Here is a 16,550-nt window from a genome sequence, read left to right as displayed (position 1 = left end):
CCGCCGGTGCCCTCGCCCTCGTTCTGTCGCTCGCCGTGCTGGCCGCCCTCTGCCTCGCCCGGCACATCCCCATGGCCGACACCCTCGTCTACCGGGCGGAGGGTGCGGCCGTCGCCAACGGCACCGATCTGTACGGGTTCACCGTCACCGAGTGGCAGCTGCCCGCCACGTATCCGCCCTTCGCCGCGATCCTCTTCGTACCGACGACATGGCTGCCCGTCACCGCGCTCAAGGCCGCCTTCGTCGCCGGGAACGCGCTGCTGCTGGCCCTGCTGGTACGGCTCTCCTGCCGGTTCGCCGGGCTTCCGGTGCGGACGCCGCAGGTGCTCGGGGCCACCGCGCTCGCGCTGTGGCTCGAACCCGTCTTCCAGACGCTCGTCTTCGGCCAGATCAACCTGGCGCTGGTCTGTCTCGTCCTGTGGGACCTGTCCCGGCCGCCCGGCTCGCTCGGCAAGGGCTTCGCCCTCGGTGTCGCGGCGGGCGTGAAACTCACCCCGGCCGTCTTCGTCGTCCTGCTGCTGATCACCGGCCGGGTGCGGGCCGGGCTCACCGCCCTCGCCTCGCTCCTCGGGACAGTCCTCCTCGGTGCGCTGGTCCTCCCCAAGGCCAGCGCCGACTTCTGGACCCGCCGGATCTTCGAGACCGACCGCGTCGGCAAGGCGTGGATCATCGACAACCAGTCCCTCCAGGGGCTCTTCGCGCGCGCCCTGCACACGCAGGAGCCGGGCGCGGTGTGGGCGGCCACCGCTGCCGTGACCGCCGTCGCGGGTCTCTGGATCGCCCACCGCGCGCCGGAGCGCTGGGGCGTCCTCACCGTCGCCTTCACCGCCCTGCTCGTCTCGCCCATCAGCTGGTCCCACCACTGGGTGTGGTGCGTCCCGCTCCTGGCCGTCCTGATCGCGGAGGGGCGTCGCCGCACGGCCGCCGCCGTCACGGCCGTCTTCCTCGCCCGCACCATGTGGCTCGTACCGCACGAAGGCGACCTGGACCTCCAACTCCCCTGGTGGCAGCAGCCGTTGGCCTCGCCCTATCCACTCCTGGCGCCGGCGCTCCTGGCGTTCGCGGCGCTCCGGGCACGCGAGGCCGCGGAGTCGAGTACCCGAGCAGGCGCTCCTGAGTACGTGAGCAGAGCCCCCGGCCGGGACCGGGCTGATGCAATCGGGCCATGACGACCCTGTGGTCGCTGGGCCTCTCCGTGCTGACGGGCCTGGGCGCGGCGGCGCTGCCGCGCGGCGTACTGAGGCACGGAGTGCGGGGCAAGGCCGTCTTCGCCCAGCACCTCCTGATGATCCTCGCCCCGATCCTGGCCGCGCTCGACTGACCGGGGACCGGGCCGGGCCGGGCGCCCCGGGGCGGGCCGGGGGCCGGGGCTTACTCCTCCGCCAGCAGGTCGTCCGCGTCCATGATCCGGTACGCGTAGCCCTGTTCCGCAAGGAACCGCTGGCGGTGGGCCGCGAAGTCCTGGTCGATCGTGTCGCGGGCCACGACCGAGTAGAAGTGGGCCTTGTGGCCGTCCGCCTTCGGGCGCAGGACGCGGCCGAGACGCTGGGCCTCCTCCTGGCGGGAGCCGAAGGTGCCGGAGACCTGGATGGCGATCGTTGCCTCGGGAAGGTCGATCGAGAAGTTCGCGACCTTGGACACGACGAGGACGCTGATCTCGCCGTTCCGGAAGGCGTCGAAGAGCTTCTCGCGCTGCGAGTTCGGCGTCTCGCCCTTGATGACCGGTGCGTTCAGGTGCTCGCCCAGCTCGTCGAGCTGGTCGATGTACTGGCCGATGACCAGGGTCTGCTGGCCCGCGTGCTTGCGGACGAGCTGCTCGGTGACCTTCCGCTTCGTCTCGGTGGTCGCGCAGTAGCGGTACTTCTCCTCCGTCTCGGCCGTCGCGTACGCCAGCCGCTCGGAGTCCGTCAGATTGACCCGGACCTCGACGCAGTCGGCGGGCGCGATGTAGCCCTGCGCCTCGATCTCCTTCCACGGCGCGTCGAACCGCTTGGGGCCGATGAGGGAGAAGACGTCCGACTCGCGGCCGTCCTCGCGGACGAGGGTCGCCGTCAGGCCGAGGCGGCGGCGGGCCTGCAGGTCGGCCGTGAACTTGAAGACCGGCGCGGGCAGCAGATGCACCTCGTCGTAGACGATCAGGCCCCAGTCGCGGGAGTCGAAGAGCTCCAGGTGGGGATAGATACCCTTCCGCTTCGTCGTCAGCACCTGGTACGTGGCGATGGTGACCGGGCGGATCTCCTTCTTCGCGCCGCTGTACTCACCGATCTCCTCCTCGGTGAGCGACGTGCGCTTGACCAGCTCGTGCTTCCACTGGCGGGCCGAGACCGTGTTCGTGACGAGGATCAGGGTCGTCGCCTTCGCCTGCGCCATGGCGCCCGCGCCGACGAGTGTCTTGCCCGCGCCGCAGGGCAGCACGACGACGCCGGAGCCGCCGTGCCAGAAGCCCTCGACGGCCTGCTTCTGGTACGGGCGCAGGCCCCAGCCCGACTCGTCGAGGTCGATGCGGTGCGCCTCGCCGTCCACGTACCCGGCGTGGTCCTCGGCAGGCCAGCCCAGCTTCAGCAGCGTCTGCTTGATCTGGCCGCGCTCGGAGGGGTGCACAACGACCGTGTCCGGATCGAGCCGGGCGCCGACCAGGGGCTGGATCTTCCTGGAACGGAGGATCTCCTCCAGGACGGGCCGGTCGGTCGTGGTCAGCACGAGCCCGTGCGCGGGGTGCTTGGCCAGCGTGAGCCGTCCGTAGCGGGCCATCGTCTCCGCGACGTCGACGAGCAGCGCGTGCGGGACGGGGTAGCGGGAGAATTCCACGAGCGCGTCCACGACCTGCTCGGCGTCATGGCCCGCCGCCCGGGCGTTCCACAGCCCGAGGGGCGTGATGCGGTACGTGTGGATGTGCTCCGGAGCGCGCTCCAGCTCCGCGAACGGGGCGATGGCGCGACGGCACGCGTCGGCCTGCTCGTGGTCCACCTCGAGCAGGAGAGTCTTGTCGCTCTGGACGATGAGCGGTCCGTTCACGCGTGTGCCCTTTCCTCGTGGCGCCTGCGCGGGGCCCGGGCGATCCCGGGGGTCCCGTTCCAGCCAAACCTCCAGTCTGCCTCATCGGGCGGTGCGACCGGGTGGCGTCGGCCACACCGCGGCGGGCGCCGGGTCCGGGAGCGGGCTCCGACACCTGGCAGCCAGGTACGCGACGCCGGCCCGACAGGACCTAGCATCGGGGCACCCTGCCGACCTCTGGAGTGTGCGCCCATGCCGTTGCCGCGTATCGGAGTCGTCATCGTCACGATGGGCAATCGCCCGAGGGAACTGGACGCTCTGATCGCCTCCGTGGGCAGGCAGGACGTGCCACCCGCCCGCGTGGTGCTGGTGGGCAGTGCGACGCCGCTCACGGACGTGTCGGCCGACGTGACGAAGATTCCCCTCGAGGAGAATCCGGGCTGCCCCGGAGCACGCAATGCCGGGCTGCAACTCCTGTGCGATTCGGGCGAGGTGGACGTCGTCGTGGAGCTGGACGACGACGGGCTGCTGATCGCCGACGACGTCTTCCGCAAGGTGCGGCGGCTGTACGCAGATGATCCCGCGCTCGGGATCGTGTCGTTCCGCATCGCCGACGAACACGGGCGGACCCAGCGCCGCCACGTGCCGCGGCTGCGTGCCGACGACCCGATGCGGCGGGGACTGGTCACCGCCTTCCTCGGCGGCGGTCACGTGCTGTCGGTACCGATGCTCAGGGAGATCGGCCTGTGGCCGTCGGAGTTCTTCTTCGGGCATGAGGAGTCGGACGTCGGATGGCGGGCGCTCGACGCCGGATGGAAGATCCTCTACGAGCCCGAACTGGTGCTCCAGCACCCGAAGACCTCCCCTGCCCGGCACGCCGTGTACTACCGGTTCACCGCGCGCAACCGGGTCTGGCTGGCCCGCCGCCGGCTCCCCGTTCCGCTGATCCCGCTCTATCTCGGCGTGTGGATCCTGCTCACCGTGGCGCGGATCCGGTCCCTGTCCGGGCTGAAGGCGTGGTGCGGCGGGTTCCTGGAGGGCGTGCGGACTTCGTGCGGTCCGCGCAGGCCCATGAAGTGGCGCACGGTGTGGCGCATGACCCGACTGGGGCGGCCTCCGATCCTCTGACCGGTCGCACCGCGACGGGCAGCGGCTGCCGGGACCGCCGTCTTACGCAGCGCCCTCTCACGCAGGGCTGTCTCAGGCAGGGTCGTCCGCCAGTTCGGCGACGCCGGTGATGCGGTGCAGGGGGTACGTGCGGACCTCGTCGGCCGTGTGGTCGTACGCGGTGACGAAGCCGCCCTCGACGCGCACGGGTGCGATGACGCGCTGACTGGCGGCGCCGTCTGCGTTGACGTAGCCGATCCATACGGCGGAGCCGGTGAGGGCGGCGGCCTGGACCGTCGCGAGGGTCTCGGCCGGTGTGGTGCGGGGCAGCTCGCCGTCCGCGGTGTGCGGCGCGGACCTGCGTACGGCCGTGGCCGCCATGTCGCCCGCCCGGATCGCCTTCACCGCCGCGCCGAGGAGGGTGTCGTCCGGCACCGGCGGACCCTCGGGGACGGGAGCGGGCGGAGTGCGGGGAGGCGTGCGGCGGGCGTCGGCGCGGGTGATCAGGACGTCGCCCTCCGCGGACTCGGCCGCGGGCGCGTACCCCATCGCCCGCAGCCCCTCGAGCAGCGCCGCAGGGTCGGCCTGGGCCGCCAGCACGGTCGGGGCGAGGCGGCGCATCCGCAGCGGCTGCGAGCGGCGGTCCGCGAGGATCTCGTCGAGCAGGGCGTCGTCGTCGCAGCGAACGTACGCGGAGGCGGCGCCGATCCGGAGGTGGCCGTGCCGGCGGGCCACGTCGTCGATGAGATAGCTGAGCGGCTGCGGCACGGGCGTACGGCTGTGCTTGGCCAGGAACGCGTGCAGGTCGGCCGCGGCCTGCCCGGCGTCGAGCGCGCGCCGCACGGACGCGGGCGTGAACCGGTACACGGTCGCCCCACCCTTCGACTCCACGTCCGCCAGCACGCCGAGCGCGTCGGCGAGCGGCCGCTCCAGCGGTCCTGGCGCGACGGCGGTGAGGTCGGCCTGGAGGAGGACGTGGTCCAGGGGCGCGGGGAGCAGTGGCGCGATGGCCTGCTCGGCGAGTTCCGTGCGCCGCGGGTCCGTGGCGTCCAGGAGGGCGCGGGCCGCCGTGGACAGCGCGCCGCGGCCGGTGAGGCCGAGGAGTTCGGCCTCGGTGAGGGTCCACCTGGCGATGCGGGAGCGGAGGTCCGTGGGCTCCGAAGGGCCCGTGCCGGCGCCCGCGGCGCCCGCGGCACCCGCGGCACTCGCGGTGCGGGCCGCGTTCGCGTCGCTGGGGGTCGCCCCACGCCCCTGGGCGTAGGGGGACGGCGAGGGTCCGGGTGCCGCCGGCGCGGAGCCGGGTGCCGGGCGGACCGGGCGTTCCCAGCGGAGGCGGGCCAGCAGCGTGTCCGGAACCGGGGCGGCGCCCTGGGGGAGGGCGGCCAGCAGGGTCAGGACGCGGTGCCGGACCTCGGGGGCCGCGCTGCGGTCCAGATCGGGGCCGAGGGCGGCGAGCGTGCGGCCCTTCGTGTCCTGGCCGCCGACCAGGCCGGCCGTGCGGGTCGCCGTGAGCCACGCCGTCACGAGCGTCGTCCAGCGCTCGGCCGCCGGGAGGTCGAGCCACTCGTCGTACGCCGGCGTCGGCGCGAAGCGTTCGTCCGCCTCGCCGTCCGAGGCCAGTAGCCCGGCGGCGTGGGCGAGTTCGATCCAGAACGCCGCGATCTGCTCGGAGACGTCCAGCGCCGCCGCCGTGCGCTTGAGGTCGCGCACGCTCAGCCCGCCCGCACGGAGCACGGTGGGACCGGCCGTCTGCCACTCCTTCAGGAGCTCCTCGACGGTCGCGAGCGACGTGTACGCTTGCCCTGCCGCCGTGTTGTCCACAACCTGTGGACGGTGTTCGGCCGCGACGCGGACCTCCGGAGCCACCGGCTCCGGCTCCCGGTGCGCGCGCCCCCCGCGCAGATGCAGCGCCGCCTCGCGCGGCAGCACCATCGTGCGCGGCGACGTGGGCAGCAGCAGCCCGCGGTCCCGCAGCCAGCGCACCGGCGGCGTGGGCTCGGCCGTGACCTCCCCGTACGGCGGCCCCCACACCAGCCGGTCCAGCACCGCCAGCGCCTCCGGCGGAGCCGTGTCGAGCAGTGCCGCCATCCGCTCGCGGTCCGTGAACAGCCCGGTCAGCGCGGCGACCGCCGACACGGGATCATGGGTCGTCGGCAGTCCCGCCGCGCCGAGGATCTCCTGCACCCGGCCCGGCGACATCCCGGCCGTCGCCTCGGCGACCGTCGGGCCGAGGCCGGTCGGCGACGGATGCGAGGGCGACGGGGCGAGCAGTTCGCGGGCGGTGCGCACGAGCCGCAGCCGGTCGTCGTCGCCCCACACCAGCGCCTGCTCGCGCAGCACACCGAGCGCGCGCGGCAGCGCCGCCGCGACCGTCGGGTCGCCCTCGTCGCCCGCGAGCAGGCCGAGGACGGTGTCGTACGACGTCGGCTCCGCGGCCACCGCCAGCGCCTGGGCCGTCTGGAGCGCGAACCGGTCCAGCCGCTCCAGGGCACGGACGACCGAGGCGCGCGTGCCGGCGCGGGTGGCGAGCTGGGTGAGGTCGTTCGGGACCGGGGTCAGCAGGTCGGGGCGGGCGCGCAGCAGTGCGGCCAGGCCTTCGTCACCGCGGGCGCGCAGCGCTTCGGCCAAGGTGCGCGGTGCCGTGCCCGTACCGGTTGTCGTACTAGCGGGCGTTCCTGTGGGCACGTGCGCCTCCCGATCGAGCTCACCGGTCCCCATCCGCCCCACGTTAGCCCCTGCCCGCGCGCTAACGTCGGGTCAGGGCGCCCGCGGGTACCCCGCCGTTACAGGGCGCGCTGTGGAGGGGCGACCGTGGGGATCGAGAGCGACCAGCTTGTCTTCGACTACCTGAGCCGGGTCGGCGACCTGGCCCAGCAGCACCAGCTGCCCTCCGGGACCAGGATGCAGCTGGTTTCGTCGCTGCGGAACGAGATCGACCGCCAACGCGCCAAGTACGACACGGACAGCCCGGCGGCGGTGCGCCGCATCCTGGGGCGGCTCGGGACACCGGACGAGGTGGTGGCCGCTGCGGCGGCGCCGGGGCAGGAGGGCGCGGGCGTGTCCCGCGGTCCCGTCGCGGTGGAGGAGCCGCGCACCGCGGTGCCGGAGCAGCGGTCCCGTTCGGCCCGGCGCTTCAGCGTGCGGCGGGGCAGGACGGAGAAGGCCGCATCCGGGCCCGGCTCCGGATCCGGGCCTGTGCAGGGCGCGTCGCCCCCGCATCTGGCCGGGATGGACGAACTCGGCGCGTCCGGCGGTGAACCCGACTGGTGGCGGGTCGGGCCGGGGGAGAGCGACATCGGTGGCTTCGTGGGCGGGGTGGAGATCGCGGAGATACTGAGGCCGCCGCGCAAGGACAAGGATCTTGACGGGGCCGAGGACGACGAGGACGGCGAGGAGGGCGAGGACTCGTTCACGGGCGCGTCGTCGGGCTCCTCCGAGGAGTCCGAACGCCGCCGCGGGCGCCTGCGGTTCCTGCGCCCCGGCCGGCGGGGGCTCGGCAACCCCCTCCTCCTGACCGCCGCCGCGCTCCTGGTCGTCGGGACGATCCTCGGCTCCTGGCTCGCCCTCGGCCTCGGCTGGCTCCTCGCGTACGCGTCCAGCACGCTGTCCCGTACGGAAGCGAAGTGGGCGGTCCTCGGGCTCCCGGGCGCCGTCGCCGCGGGTGCGGCGGTCTGGCTCTGGGGCAGGGTCAACGGCCGCTGGGGCGAGCCGATCCCGCCGGGTGGCGACGCGATGGCCGACGCCCTCGCGACGGCGTGGCCGTGGGTGGTGCGGGGGGCGGCGGTCGCGACGGCGCTCTATCTGGTGTGGCGGGCCCGCAGGAAGTAACCGGGGCGGGGCCCCCGGTCCGGCCCTCGGCTCTGCCCGGACGCCTGCGGCGGGCCCTTTCCCCTCCCCGCCCCTTCCCGAACTGGGGCTCCGCCCCAGCCCCCGCCGGGGCTCCGCCCCAGCCCCCGCCGGGGCTCCGCCCCAGCCCCCTGCCCCTACGCCCTGGCGGGCGTGGAGCCTTTATGGGGCTACGCCCCCAGCCCGGCGGGTGACCGGTACCGCGCGGGCGGCCCGCGTGTCGGTCCTCAAGTGCTGGACGGGCTGGAACCGGGCGGAGGGACGCGTCACTTCGTCGGAGGGCCGGCGGAATGCACTCGGCGGAGTGGCTTGCTACCGGAGGACGTCGTCGCCCGCCGCGGTCGGCGCCGCCTCGGCGTGCCTGGGGCCCGCGACGCGTGCGTCGGCGTCCACACGGGCACCGGCACCGGCACCGGCGTCGGCCGCCCACGGCGCCCCCGGCACCACCAGCGGCGATCCCGTCACCGGGTCCGGTACGACGACCGACGTCAGCCCGAACACCTCGCGCACCAGCTCCGCGGTGACGACGTCCGAGGGCCGCCCCTCGGCGACGATGCGGCCCTCCTTCATCGCGACGAGATGGTCGGCGTACCGCGCGGCCTGGTTGAGGTCGTGCAGGACCGCGACCACCGTCCGGCCGCGCTGGGCGTTGAGCTGGCGCACCAGGTCCAGGACCTCGACCTGGTGAGCGATGTCCAGGAAGGTCGTCGGCTCGTCGAGCAGCAGCAGGTCCGTCTCCTGCGCGAGCGCCATCGCGATCCACACGCGCTGCCGCTGACCGCCGGACAGCTCGTCCACGGACCGGTCGGCGAGCGCGGCGACGTCCGTGCGCTCCATCGCGTCCGCGACGGCCCGCTCGTCCTCCTCCGACCACTGCTTCCACCAGGCCTGGTGCGGCTGGCGGCCGCGCGACACCAGATCCGCGACCGTGATCGCCTCCGGCGCGACCGGTGACTGCGGCAGCAGCCCGATCCGCTGCGCGATCCGCTTCGTCGGGATGCGGGCCAGCTCCGTGCCGTCCAGCAGCACCGCGCCGCCCTTCGGCTTCAGCAGCCGGCCCAGGGCGCGCAGGGTCGTCGATTTGCCGCAGGCGTTCGGGCCGACGATCACGGTCACCTGCCCGTCCGGGATCGCCAGGTCGAGCTCGTGCACGACCGTACGGTCCTCGTAGGCGAGCGTCAGCCCGCGGGCCGTCAGCCTGCTCATGCCTTGCCTCCTGAAGCTCCTGCGGTACGGATGCGGACGATCAGCCAGATCAGGTACGGGGCGCCGACGGCGGCCGTCAGCACGCCCACCGGCAGTTCGGTCGGCGCCAGTAGTCGGCGGGCCGCCAGATCCGCCAGCACCACGATCGCCGCGCCCGCCAGCGCGGAGCACAGCAGCGGGATCTGTGCCGTACGCGTCATCCGGCGCGCGATCTGCGGCGCGAGCAGCGCCACGAAGTCGACCGGTCCCGCCGCGCCCGTCGCCACGGACGCCAGGACGACGCCGATGAGGACGAGCCCGAGCCGTACCCGCCCGAGCCGTACGCCCAGCGCGGTGGCCGTGTCGTCGTCCAGGGACACGTTGCGCATGGCGCGCGCCGCCCACAGCACGCCCGGGACGAGCAGGGCCAGCGTCCAGCCGAGCGGCGCCGCCTCGTCCCAGCCCCGGCCGTTGAGCGAGCCGGTCATCCAGATCTGGGCCTGCTGGGCGACGAGATAGTCGCCCTTCGTCAGGAAGAGGGTCGTGACCGAACGCAGCGCGATGGCGAACCCGATGCCGATGAGGACGAAGCGGCCGGCGTGGAGCCCGCCGCGCCAGGCGAAGACGTACACCAGGGCGGCCGCCAGGATGCCGCCGGCGACCGACAGGTACGGCAGGACGGCGTACGACGTGACGCCGAAGGTCAGCGCGCCGACGGTGACCGCGCTCGCGCCCTGGCTGATGCCGATGACGTCGGGGCTGGCCAGTGGGTTGCGGGCCACGGTCTGGATGAGCGCACCGGCGGCGCCGAACGCGGCGCCGACCAGGAGCGCGACCGTCAGACGGGGCAGCCGGAGCGTTCCGACGACCAGCGTGTCCGGCGACGGCTGCCCGAGGACGACCTTCACGACCTCCGCCGGCGGGACGAAGCTCTCGCCGAAGCAGAGGTACGCGACGGACGCGGCGGCCAGCGTGACGGTGAGCCCTGCCGCGACAGCGGCGGCGCGCCGGTGCGGCAGCAACCGCGCACCGCCGAGCCGTACCAGCCCGTACCCGGCCGGACGGACACCGTTGCGGCGCCCGGCACCGGAGGCGTGCCCACCCTCACCCGGAGCCTCGCCCGGGGGCACCCCCATCGCCCCGGCGGAACGAGGGCCCACAGAGGTCTTCACGCCGGCACCGCCTTCCTGCGCACCAGCGCCACCAGGAACGGCACGCCGATCAGGGCCGTCATGACACCTGCCGGGACCTCGCCCGGGGGGAACACGATCCGGCCGACGACGTCCGGGACCAGCAGCATCACGGGCCCGATCAGCGCCGCCATCGGCAGCACCCAGCGGTGGTCGGCGCCCACGACCACCCGGGCGATGTGCGGCACCGCCAGGCCGATGAAGGCGATCGGTCCCGCGGCCGCCACGCCCGCGCCGGTGAGCACGGTGGCGCCCACGCCGCCGACGATCCGTACCGTCGCGACCTGCCGGCCGAGGCCCTTCGCCACGTCGTCGCCGAGCGCCAGCGCGTCCAGACCACGGGCGACGGACACCACCAGCACCGTGCCGAGCAGCAGGAACGGCCAGATCTGTGCGGCCACCTCCGCGTCCCGGCCGCCGATCGAGCCGACCTGCCAGAAGCGGAACTCGTCCAGTGCCGCGGCCTTCGTGGTCAGGACCGCCATCGTCACCGACACCAGCAGCGCGTTGACCGCCGCGCCCCCAAGCGCCAGCTTCACCGGCGTGGCGCCCCCGCGGCCGCTGGTGGCGATCGCGTACACCGCGACCGACGCGAGCGCCGCGCCGGTGAACGCGAACCAGACATAGCCCGTGAGCGTGTGCACCCCGGCGAAGGCGATCGCGAGCACGACACCCACGGACGCGCCCTGGCTGATGCCGAGAATCCCGGGGTCCGCGATCGGATTGCGGGTGAGGCCCTGCAGCACCGTGCCCGCCAGCGCGAGCGCCGCGCCGACCATCACGCCGATGAGGGTGCGCGGCAGCCGGAGCTGCCGTACGACCTGGGCGGCGTCGCTCGTCCCGCCGTGCAGCAGGGCGTCGAGGACGGCCGACGGCGCGATCGGACGGGCCCCGACCGCAAGGCTGAGCAGAACCGCGAACAGCAGCGCGACCACGGCCGCCGCGGTCGCGCACACGCGTCGTGCTGGCATCGCATCCCATCGAGTGGCCGGAATTCCGGTGAAGATTGGTAAGGCTTGGCTAAGCGCGCCTCAGTCTATGCAGCCGTGCCGCCGCCTCCCGCACGGGCACAATGGCCCTCATGTCCCGCGAACCTCTGCCCCGTCCCCGGACCCCGCTGACCGTCGGTTTCGACCTCGACATGACGCTGATCGACTCCCGCCCCGGCATCCACGCCGCCTACCGCGCGCTCTCCGCCGAGACGGGTGTCCACATCGACGCGGACCTCGCGGTCACCCGGCTCGGGCCGCCCCTGGAGCAGGAGCTCGCGCACTGGTTCCCCGACGACCGCATCCAGGAGATGGGCGATCGCTACCGGGAGATCTACCCCACGTACGCCATAGCCCCGACCCTCGCGATGCCCGGCGCCCGCGAGGCCGTCGCCGCCGTCCGGGAGCTCGGCGGCCGCGCGATCGTCGTCACCGCCAAGCACGAGCCCAATGCCAAGCTGCACCTCGACCACCTCGGCATGGAGCCCGACGCGGTGATCGGCTGGCTGTGGGCGGAGGCCAAGGCGGAGGCGCTGCGCGAGCACGGGGCGCGGGTGTACGTCGGCGACCACACCGGGGACGTACGCGGGGCCCGTACGGCGGGGGCGCTGTCCGTCGCCGTTCCGACCGGGCCGTGCGACGAGGACGAGCTGAGGGAGGCGGGCGCGGACGTGGTCCTGCCGGACCTCACCGCGTTCCCCGGCTGGCTGGCCGCCTACGCGGAGGAGCGCGCCTGACGGCGCTGCGCCGCGATCGAGCGCAGCACTCCCGCGGCCGCGATCAGGAACCCGACGCCCATCAGCATGCAGACGGCGTACGCGACCGTCGGGAACGGCTCCGTACCGAGGAACAGCGGGGCCACCGTGACCAGAGTGGCCACGGCGCCGACGATGAAGACGATCGCGCCGACGCGGACGAGCCCGTCGCCGGGGCCGGCCGAATTCGCTTGGGTTTCGTGAGTCACCCGACCAGGGTAGTTCCCAGCGCACAGGAACCACCGGGGACGTCTTGTCAGTGGGGCCTGGACCATTAGCCTTGGGTGGTGGCGGGTCGGGCGACCCGCTGCAGTGTTATACAGACTGGTTTTTCTTCGCAGTTCCGCAATTCCCGACGAGTACGAGGACGAGGACAGACGTGCCTACCGGCAAGGTCAAGTGGTTCAACAGCGAGAAGGGCTTCGGCTTTCTCTCCCGAGACGACGGCGGCGACGTCTTCGTCCACTCGTCGGTGCTTCCTGACGGAGTCGACAGCCTCAAGCCCGGGCAGCGGGTCGAATTCGGCGTCGTCGCGGGCCAGCGCGGTGACCAGGCGCTCTCGGTGACGGTTTTGGACCCGACCCCGTCCGTCGCCGCGGCGCAGCGCCGCAAGCCCGACGAACTGGCGTCGATCGTGCAGGATCTGACGACGCTCCTGGAGAACATCACGCCGTCGCTGGAGCGCGGCCGCTACCCCGACAAGGCCCACGGCAAGAAGATCGCGGGCCTCCTGCGCGCGGTCGCCGACCAGCTCGACGTCTAGGTCGTCCGGACGCGCAGACGTCAGGACGGCTGGACGAACGCCAGCGCATCCCGGCCGAGGGGCGGTACCAGCCCCTCGGCCGCCGCACGCGTGAGCAGTCCGCGGACCGCGGCATAGCCGTCCTCGCCGAGGCCGGCCGTGAACTCGTTGACGTACAGCCCGATGTGCTGGTCGGCTACGGCCGGGTCCATCTCCTGGGCGTGTTCCAGTACGTACGGGCGCGACGCCTTCGGGTCGTCCCAGGCCATACGGACCGACGTGCGGGCCGACTCGGCCACCAGCTTCAGGGTCTCCGCGCCCAGCGAGCGCTTGGCGATGATCGCGCCCAGCGGGATCGGCAGCCCGGTCGTGGACTCCCAGTGCTCGCCCATGTCGGCCAGGCAGTGGAGTCCGTAGTTCTGATAGGTGAACCGCGCCTCGTGGATGACGAGACCCGCGTCGACCTTTCCGTCCCGCACCGCCGGCATGATCTCGTGGAACGGCAGGACGACGATCTGCCCGACACCCTCCGGGACGACGTCCGCCGCCCAGAGCCGGAAGAGCAGATACGCCGTCGACTTCTCGCTCGGCACGGCAACGGTCCTGCCCGTCAGGTCGACGCCCGGCTCGCGGGTCAGCACGAGCGGACCGCAGCCCCGGCCGAGCGCGCCGCCGCAGGGCAGCAGGGCGTACTCGTCGAGCACGTAGGGGAGCACGGCGTACGACACCTTCAGGACGTCGAACTCGCCGCGCTCGGCCATGCCGTTGGTGATGTCGATGTCGGCGAAGGTCACGTCGAGGCGGGGCGCGCCCGGGACCCGGCCGTGCGCCCAGGCGTCGAAGACGAACGTGTCGTTCGGGCAGGGCGAGTAGGCGATCTTGAGGGTGGTCATCGGGCCTCCTCCTCGAACACGGGGCTGAGCAGCTCGAACGCGCGCCGCAGCGCGGCAAGGGCCTCGCCGATCCGCCAGGCGTCCCGGTCGCGCGGGCCGACGGCGTTCGACACGGCCCGGATCTCGACGACGGGCACGCCGTGGGCCGCGGCGGCCTCGGCCACCCCGAACCCCTCCATCGCCTCGGCGGCGGCCCGGGGGTGACGTGCGATCAGCTCCGCGGCACGCGCGGCGGTCCCGGTCACCGTGGACACGGTGAGCACGGGCCCGTGCACCGCGTCCAGGGCCTTGGCGATACGCGCCGAGAGGGGTGACGGCTGGTGCACGGAGCGGCCGAAGCCCAGCTCCTCGACGGTGAGATGGCCGTCCGGCGTGCCGGCTCCGAGGTCGGCGCAGACGATGGCGTCCGCGACGACGACCGAGCCGACGGGGGCGACGGGCCGGAACCCGCCTCCGATACCGGCCGACACGACGAGGTCGTACCCGGGCGCCGGCTCGTATGCCGCGGCGGTGAGCGCCGTCGCCGTACCCGCCGCCGCGGCCGCGGGGCCCACGCCCGCGGACAGGACGTCCACGGTCACGCCGCCGCCCGCGGTGGCGCCCGCGCCCGCACAGCGACGCAGGGTGCAGCCGCCCGGGAGGGCGTGCGTGGTGACCGTGCGGTCCGCGGAGACGGCGTCTGCCTCCGCGGGTACCGCGGTCACGACGAGTACGCGCATGGGTGAGCGGTGGGTCCGGGACCGGTCAGGACTTCTTGAGCGTGAAGTGCCAGATGCCGGTCAGCTTCTTGCCGGTGGTCTCGACGATGCTGACCTGCGCGGTGTTGGTCGCCTCACCGGTCTGGGTGGCGAAGAACGCGCTGGCCGGGATCGACCGGTACGTCTTGTGGTAGGGCTCCTGCTCGGCCTGCTGCCCGCCGATGAACAGCGTCCAGCCGTTCTCGGCGACCTCCGGCTCCACGCCGAAGCGGACCCGGTCGTCCACGGAGACCTCGATGGTCTTGTCGGGCTTCTTGTTGAGGCAGCCCTGGATCAGCGACTCCCTGATGGCGTCGCCGTCGTTGTAGCAGGCCGCCTCGGTGGTGACCGAGTTCGTCCCGACCGTCACGGTCGCGAGCGGCGTCGGCTTGTCGCAGGCGGAGAGTACGAGGAGGCCGGCGGACACGGCACCGAGGGCGGCGGCGGCCCGGCGGTGCTTGCCGGTGAAGAACGCAACGGTCATGGTCCGAAGGCTATCGGGCCCCCGGTGTCACGCAGCGCGGGGGTGCGGCGTGGCGTCCCGATGGCCCAGGGCGCGGCCCCGTCCGCCTCATCCCCGTACCGGCCCGTCACCGCACCCGCGGCGCGGTGCTCACCCGGCCCGCGGGGGACGGCGGCGTGCTGCGCCGCGACGCAACCAGCAGGCCGCGCATGGCCAGCAGCGCGCCCGTCGCCAGGATCCCCGCGGCCACCGCCATGCCCAGCACACCGTTCAGCGGCAGGGAGATGCCGATCGCACCGCCCACCACCCACGCCATCTGCAGCAGCGTCTCCGAACGGGCGAACGCCGACGTCCGCACCGACTCCGGGACGTCCCGCTGGATCATCGCGTCCAGCGACAGCTTCGACAGCGCCTGCGAGAGACCCGCCACCGCGCCCAGCACCGCCACCATCACCGGGCTGAAGAACACCGCGGCGAGGATCGCCGCCGACAGCGCGAGCGTCAGCCCCGTCGCGACGATCACCTCCGGCCGGCGGTTCCTCGCCCACGCCCCGATGGCCGTACCGCATGCGTTCCCGACCCCCGCCGCCACGCCGACCATGACCAGCGACACGGCCGCGCTCTGCCCGGCCAGCGGATGCACCCGCAGCAGGAAGGCCAGGAAGAAGATCAGGAAGCCGGAGAGCGCCCGGTGTGCGGCATTGGCCTGCAGCCCGTGCAGCACCGACGGGCCCACCGTGCGCAGACTCGGCTTGCGCTCGCCGTGCGTGAGCATGTGCGCCTTGCGCTCGCCCTTCGCCGAGTCGACCTTGTGGGGGAGGCTGAACGCCAGGAACGTGCCGGCGACGAAGATGGCGCACGCCCCGTACAGCGGCCATTCGGGGCCGATCCGCTGCAGCCCCGCCCCGATCGGCGCGGCGATCCCCGTCGCGACCAGGCCGGCGAGGGTCACCCGTGAGTTGGCCTTCACCAGGGCGAAGCGCGGGGGCAGCAGCCTCGGGACGACCGCGCTGCGGACGACGCCGTACGCCTTCGACGCCACGAGCACGCCCAGCGCGGCCGGATACAGCTCCATGCCCCCCGTCGCGACCGCGCCCGACATGGTCAGCGCCAGCACCGCGCGGGTCATCATCGCCCCGGCCATCGCGGCGCGCCGGCCGTGCGGGATGTGGTCGAGCAGCGGCCCGATGACGGGGGCGAGCAGAACGAACGGCGCCATCGTGATCGCGAGATAGAGCGCGACCCGGCCGCGCGCCTCGTCGGTGGGGACCGAGAAGAAGACCGTCGAGGCGAGCGCGACGGTGATCATGACGTCGCCCGCGCCGTTGACGGCGTGGAGTTCGATGAGTTTTCCGAGCCCGGATTCGCCCGCGCCATGGGCGTGGGTGGCCCGGCGAATACCTCGCGCCGTGCCGGTGAACGGGAGATGCAGGGCACGGCCGACCGCCCGGCCCGCCCTGCTCAGCGGCCCGGCGACGGGGGACGACCTCGCGGCTGTCACCTCGTCATAGTGCCCCACGGACCTCCGACCCGAACCGGGATTCGGACGGGCAGGTGGGCGGCACGCCACGGAGGGGGTAGCGTGCGTAGCGCGCCACGGCGGTAGTTCTCGGCCGCGCGCCTCTTCGTCATCCCGCAGAATGGGTGAC

At 73.5% G+C, this 16,550-nt stretch carries 16 protein-coding genes; 6 read left to right on the top strand and 10 right to left on the bottom strand.

Features of this window, described 5'->3' with window-relative positions; translation table 11 throughout:
* Positions 1–71 precede the first annotated feature (71 nt).
* Both ACFV9O_RS09260 and ACFV9O_RS09255 read left to right on the top strand, forming a co-directional pair.
* Positions 72–1,169, top strand: coding sequence for a glycosyltransferase 87 family protein (locus tag ACFV9O_RS09260; RefSeq protein ID WP_385414662.1), 1,098 nt, complete (start codon positions 72–74; stop codon positions 1,167–1,169).
* Positions 1,166–1,321, top strand: coding sequence for a hypothetical protein (locus ACFV9O_RS09255; RefSeq protein WP_385414440.1), 156 nt, complete (start codon positions 1,166–1,168; stop codon positions 1,319–1,321). The genes ACFV9O_RS09260 and ACFV9O_RS09255 overlap by 4 nt, the downstream gene beginning before the upstream one ends.
* Before the next feature lie 50 nt (positions 1,322–1,371).
* Here the strand turns inward: ACFV9O_RS09255 and ACFV9O_RS09250 are convergent, their stop codons facing one another.
* Positions 1,372–3,015, bottom strand: coding sequence for a DNA repair helicase XPB (locus tag ACFV9O_RS09250; protein WP_385414437.1), 1,644 nt, complete (start codon positions 3,013–3,015; stop codon positions 1,372–1,374).
* 231 nt (positions 3,016–3,246) lie between these two features.
* Here ACFV9O_RS09250 and ACFV9O_RS09245 point away from each other — a divergent pair, with 231 nt between their 5' ends.
* A complete protein-coding gene (locus ACFV9O_RS09245; protein ID WP_385414434.1) occupies positions 3,247–4,122 on the top strand; it encodes a glycosyltransferase family 2 protein in 876 nt (291 codons plus the stop codon).
* A gap of 72 nt (positions 4,123–4,194) precedes the next feature.
* Here the strand turns inward: ACFV9O_RS09245 and ACFV9O_RS09240 are convergent, their stop codons facing one another.
* On the bottom strand, positions 4,195–6,819 hold the full coding sequence (locus ACFV9O_RS09240; RefSeq protein WP_385414431.1) for a helicase C-terminal domain-containing protein: 2,625 nt from the start codon (positions 6,817–6,819) through the stop codon (positions 4,195–4,197).
* Positions 6,820–6,912: 93 nt separating this feature from the next.
* On the opposite strand from ACFV9O_RS09240, the gene ACFV9O_RS09235 reads away from it, so the two are divergent.
* Entirely contained in the window at positions 6,913–7,929 is a 1,017-nt protein-coding gene (locus ACFV9O_RS09235) for a hypothetical protein (protein ID WP_385414429.1), read from the top strand.
* Between the two features lie 330 nt (positions 7,930–8,259).
* On the opposite strand, the gene ACFV9O_RS09230 is transcribed toward ACFV9O_RS09235, so the two are convergent.
* The 3 genes from ACFV9O_RS09230 to ACFV9O_RS09220 are packed head-to-tail and all read right to left on the bottom strand — an operon-like array spanning position 8,260 to position 11,293.
* On the bottom strand, positions 8,260–9,153 hold the full coding sequence (locus tag ACFV9O_RS09230; RefSeq protein WP_385414426.1) for an ABC transporter ATP-binding protein: 894 nt from the start codon (positions 9,151–9,153) through the stop codon (positions 8,260–8,262).
* Entirely contained in the window at positions 9,150–10,268 is a 1,119-nt protein-coding gene (locus tag ACFV9O_RS09225) for a FecCD family ABC transporter permease (RefSeq protein WP_385414660.1), read from the bottom strand. Before ACFV9O_RS09225 ends, ACFV9O_RS09230 begins: the two co-directional genes overlap by 4 nt.
* A 32-nt stretch (positions 10,269–10,300) precedes the next feature.
* Positions 10,301–11,293, bottom strand: coding sequence for a FecCD family ABC transporter permease (locus tag ACFV9O_RS09220; protein WP_385414424.1), 993 nt, complete (start codon positions 11,291–11,293; stop codon positions 10,301–10,303).
* A 110-nt stretch (positions 11,294–11,403) separates the two neighbouring features.
* Between ACFV9O_RS09220 and ACFV9O_RS09215 the strand changes: the two genes are divergently transcribed.
* A complete protein-coding gene (locus ACFV9O_RS09215) occupies positions 11,404–12,048 on the top strand; it encodes an HAD family hydrolase (RefSeq protein WP_385414420.1) in 645 nt (214 codons plus the stop codon).
* Here the strand turns inward: ACFV9O_RS09215 and ACFV9O_RS09210 are convergent.
* Positions 12,027–12,275: a hypothetical protein gene (locus ACFV9O_RS09210; RefSeq protein WP_385414417.1), complete on the bottom strand. Its 249-nt coding sequence runs from the start codon at positions 12,273–12,275 to the stop codon at positions 12,027–12,029. The genes ACFV9O_RS09215 and ACFV9O_RS09210 overlap by 22 nt on opposite strands.
* Before the next feature lie 170 nt (positions 12,276–12,445).
* Here ACFV9O_RS09210 and ACFV9O_RS09205 point away from each other — a divergent pair, with 170 nt between their 5' ends.
* Positions 12,446–12,829, top strand: a complete 384-nt coding sequence (locus tag ACFV9O_RS09205; protein WP_385414414.1) for a cold-shock protein — start codon at positions 12,446–12,448, stop codon at positions 12,827–12,829.
* Between the two features lie 20 nt (positions 12,830–12,849).
* Here ACFV9O_RS09205 and ACFV9O_RS09200 read toward each other — a convergent pair whose 3' ends face one another.
* From ACFV9O_RS09200 to ACFV9O_RS09185, 4 genes are all read right to left on the bottom strand, one after another.
* Positions 12,850–13,701 carry a 1,4-dihydroxy-6-naphthoate synthase gene (locus tag ACFV9O_RS09200; protein ID WP_385414412.1) on the bottom strand — a complete coding sequence of 284 codons (852 nt, stop codon included), beginning with the start codon at positions 13,699–13,701 and terminating at the stop codon, positions 12,850–12,852.
* The gene (locus ACFV9O_RS09195) at positions 13,698–14,420 is read right to left on the bottom strand and encodes a futalosine hydrolase (protein WP_385414410.1); all 723 of its coding nucleotides are present in this window, start codon (positions 14,418–14,420) and stop codon (positions 13,698–13,700) included. The genes ACFV9O_RS09200 and ACFV9O_RS09195 overlap by 4 nt, the downstream gene beginning before the upstream one ends.
* A gap of 25 nt (positions 14,421–14,445) precedes the next feature.
* A complete protein-coding gene (locus tag ACFV9O_RS09190; protein WP_385414407.1) occupies positions 14,446–14,922 on the bottom strand; it encodes a DUF2771 domain-containing protein in 477 nt (158 codons plus the stop codon).
* A 106-nt stretch (positions 14,923–15,028) separates the two neighbouring features.
* Positions 15,029–16,402, bottom strand: a complete 1,374-nt coding sequence (locus ACFV9O_RS09185) for an MFS transporter (RefSeq protein ID WP_385414405.1) — start codon at positions 16,400–16,402, stop codon at positions 15,029–15,031.
* Between the last annotated feature and the right edge of the window lie 148 nt (positions 16,403–16,550).

It is taken from the genome of Streptomyces sp. NPDC059909 (assembly GCF_042730885.1).
GTDB lineage: Bacteria > Actinomycetota > Actinomycetes > Streptomycetales > Streptomycetaceae > Streptomyces.
The sequence above is the reverse complement of the archived record's forward strand: the minus strand, read 5'-3'. Positions and strand labels throughout refer to the sequence as shown.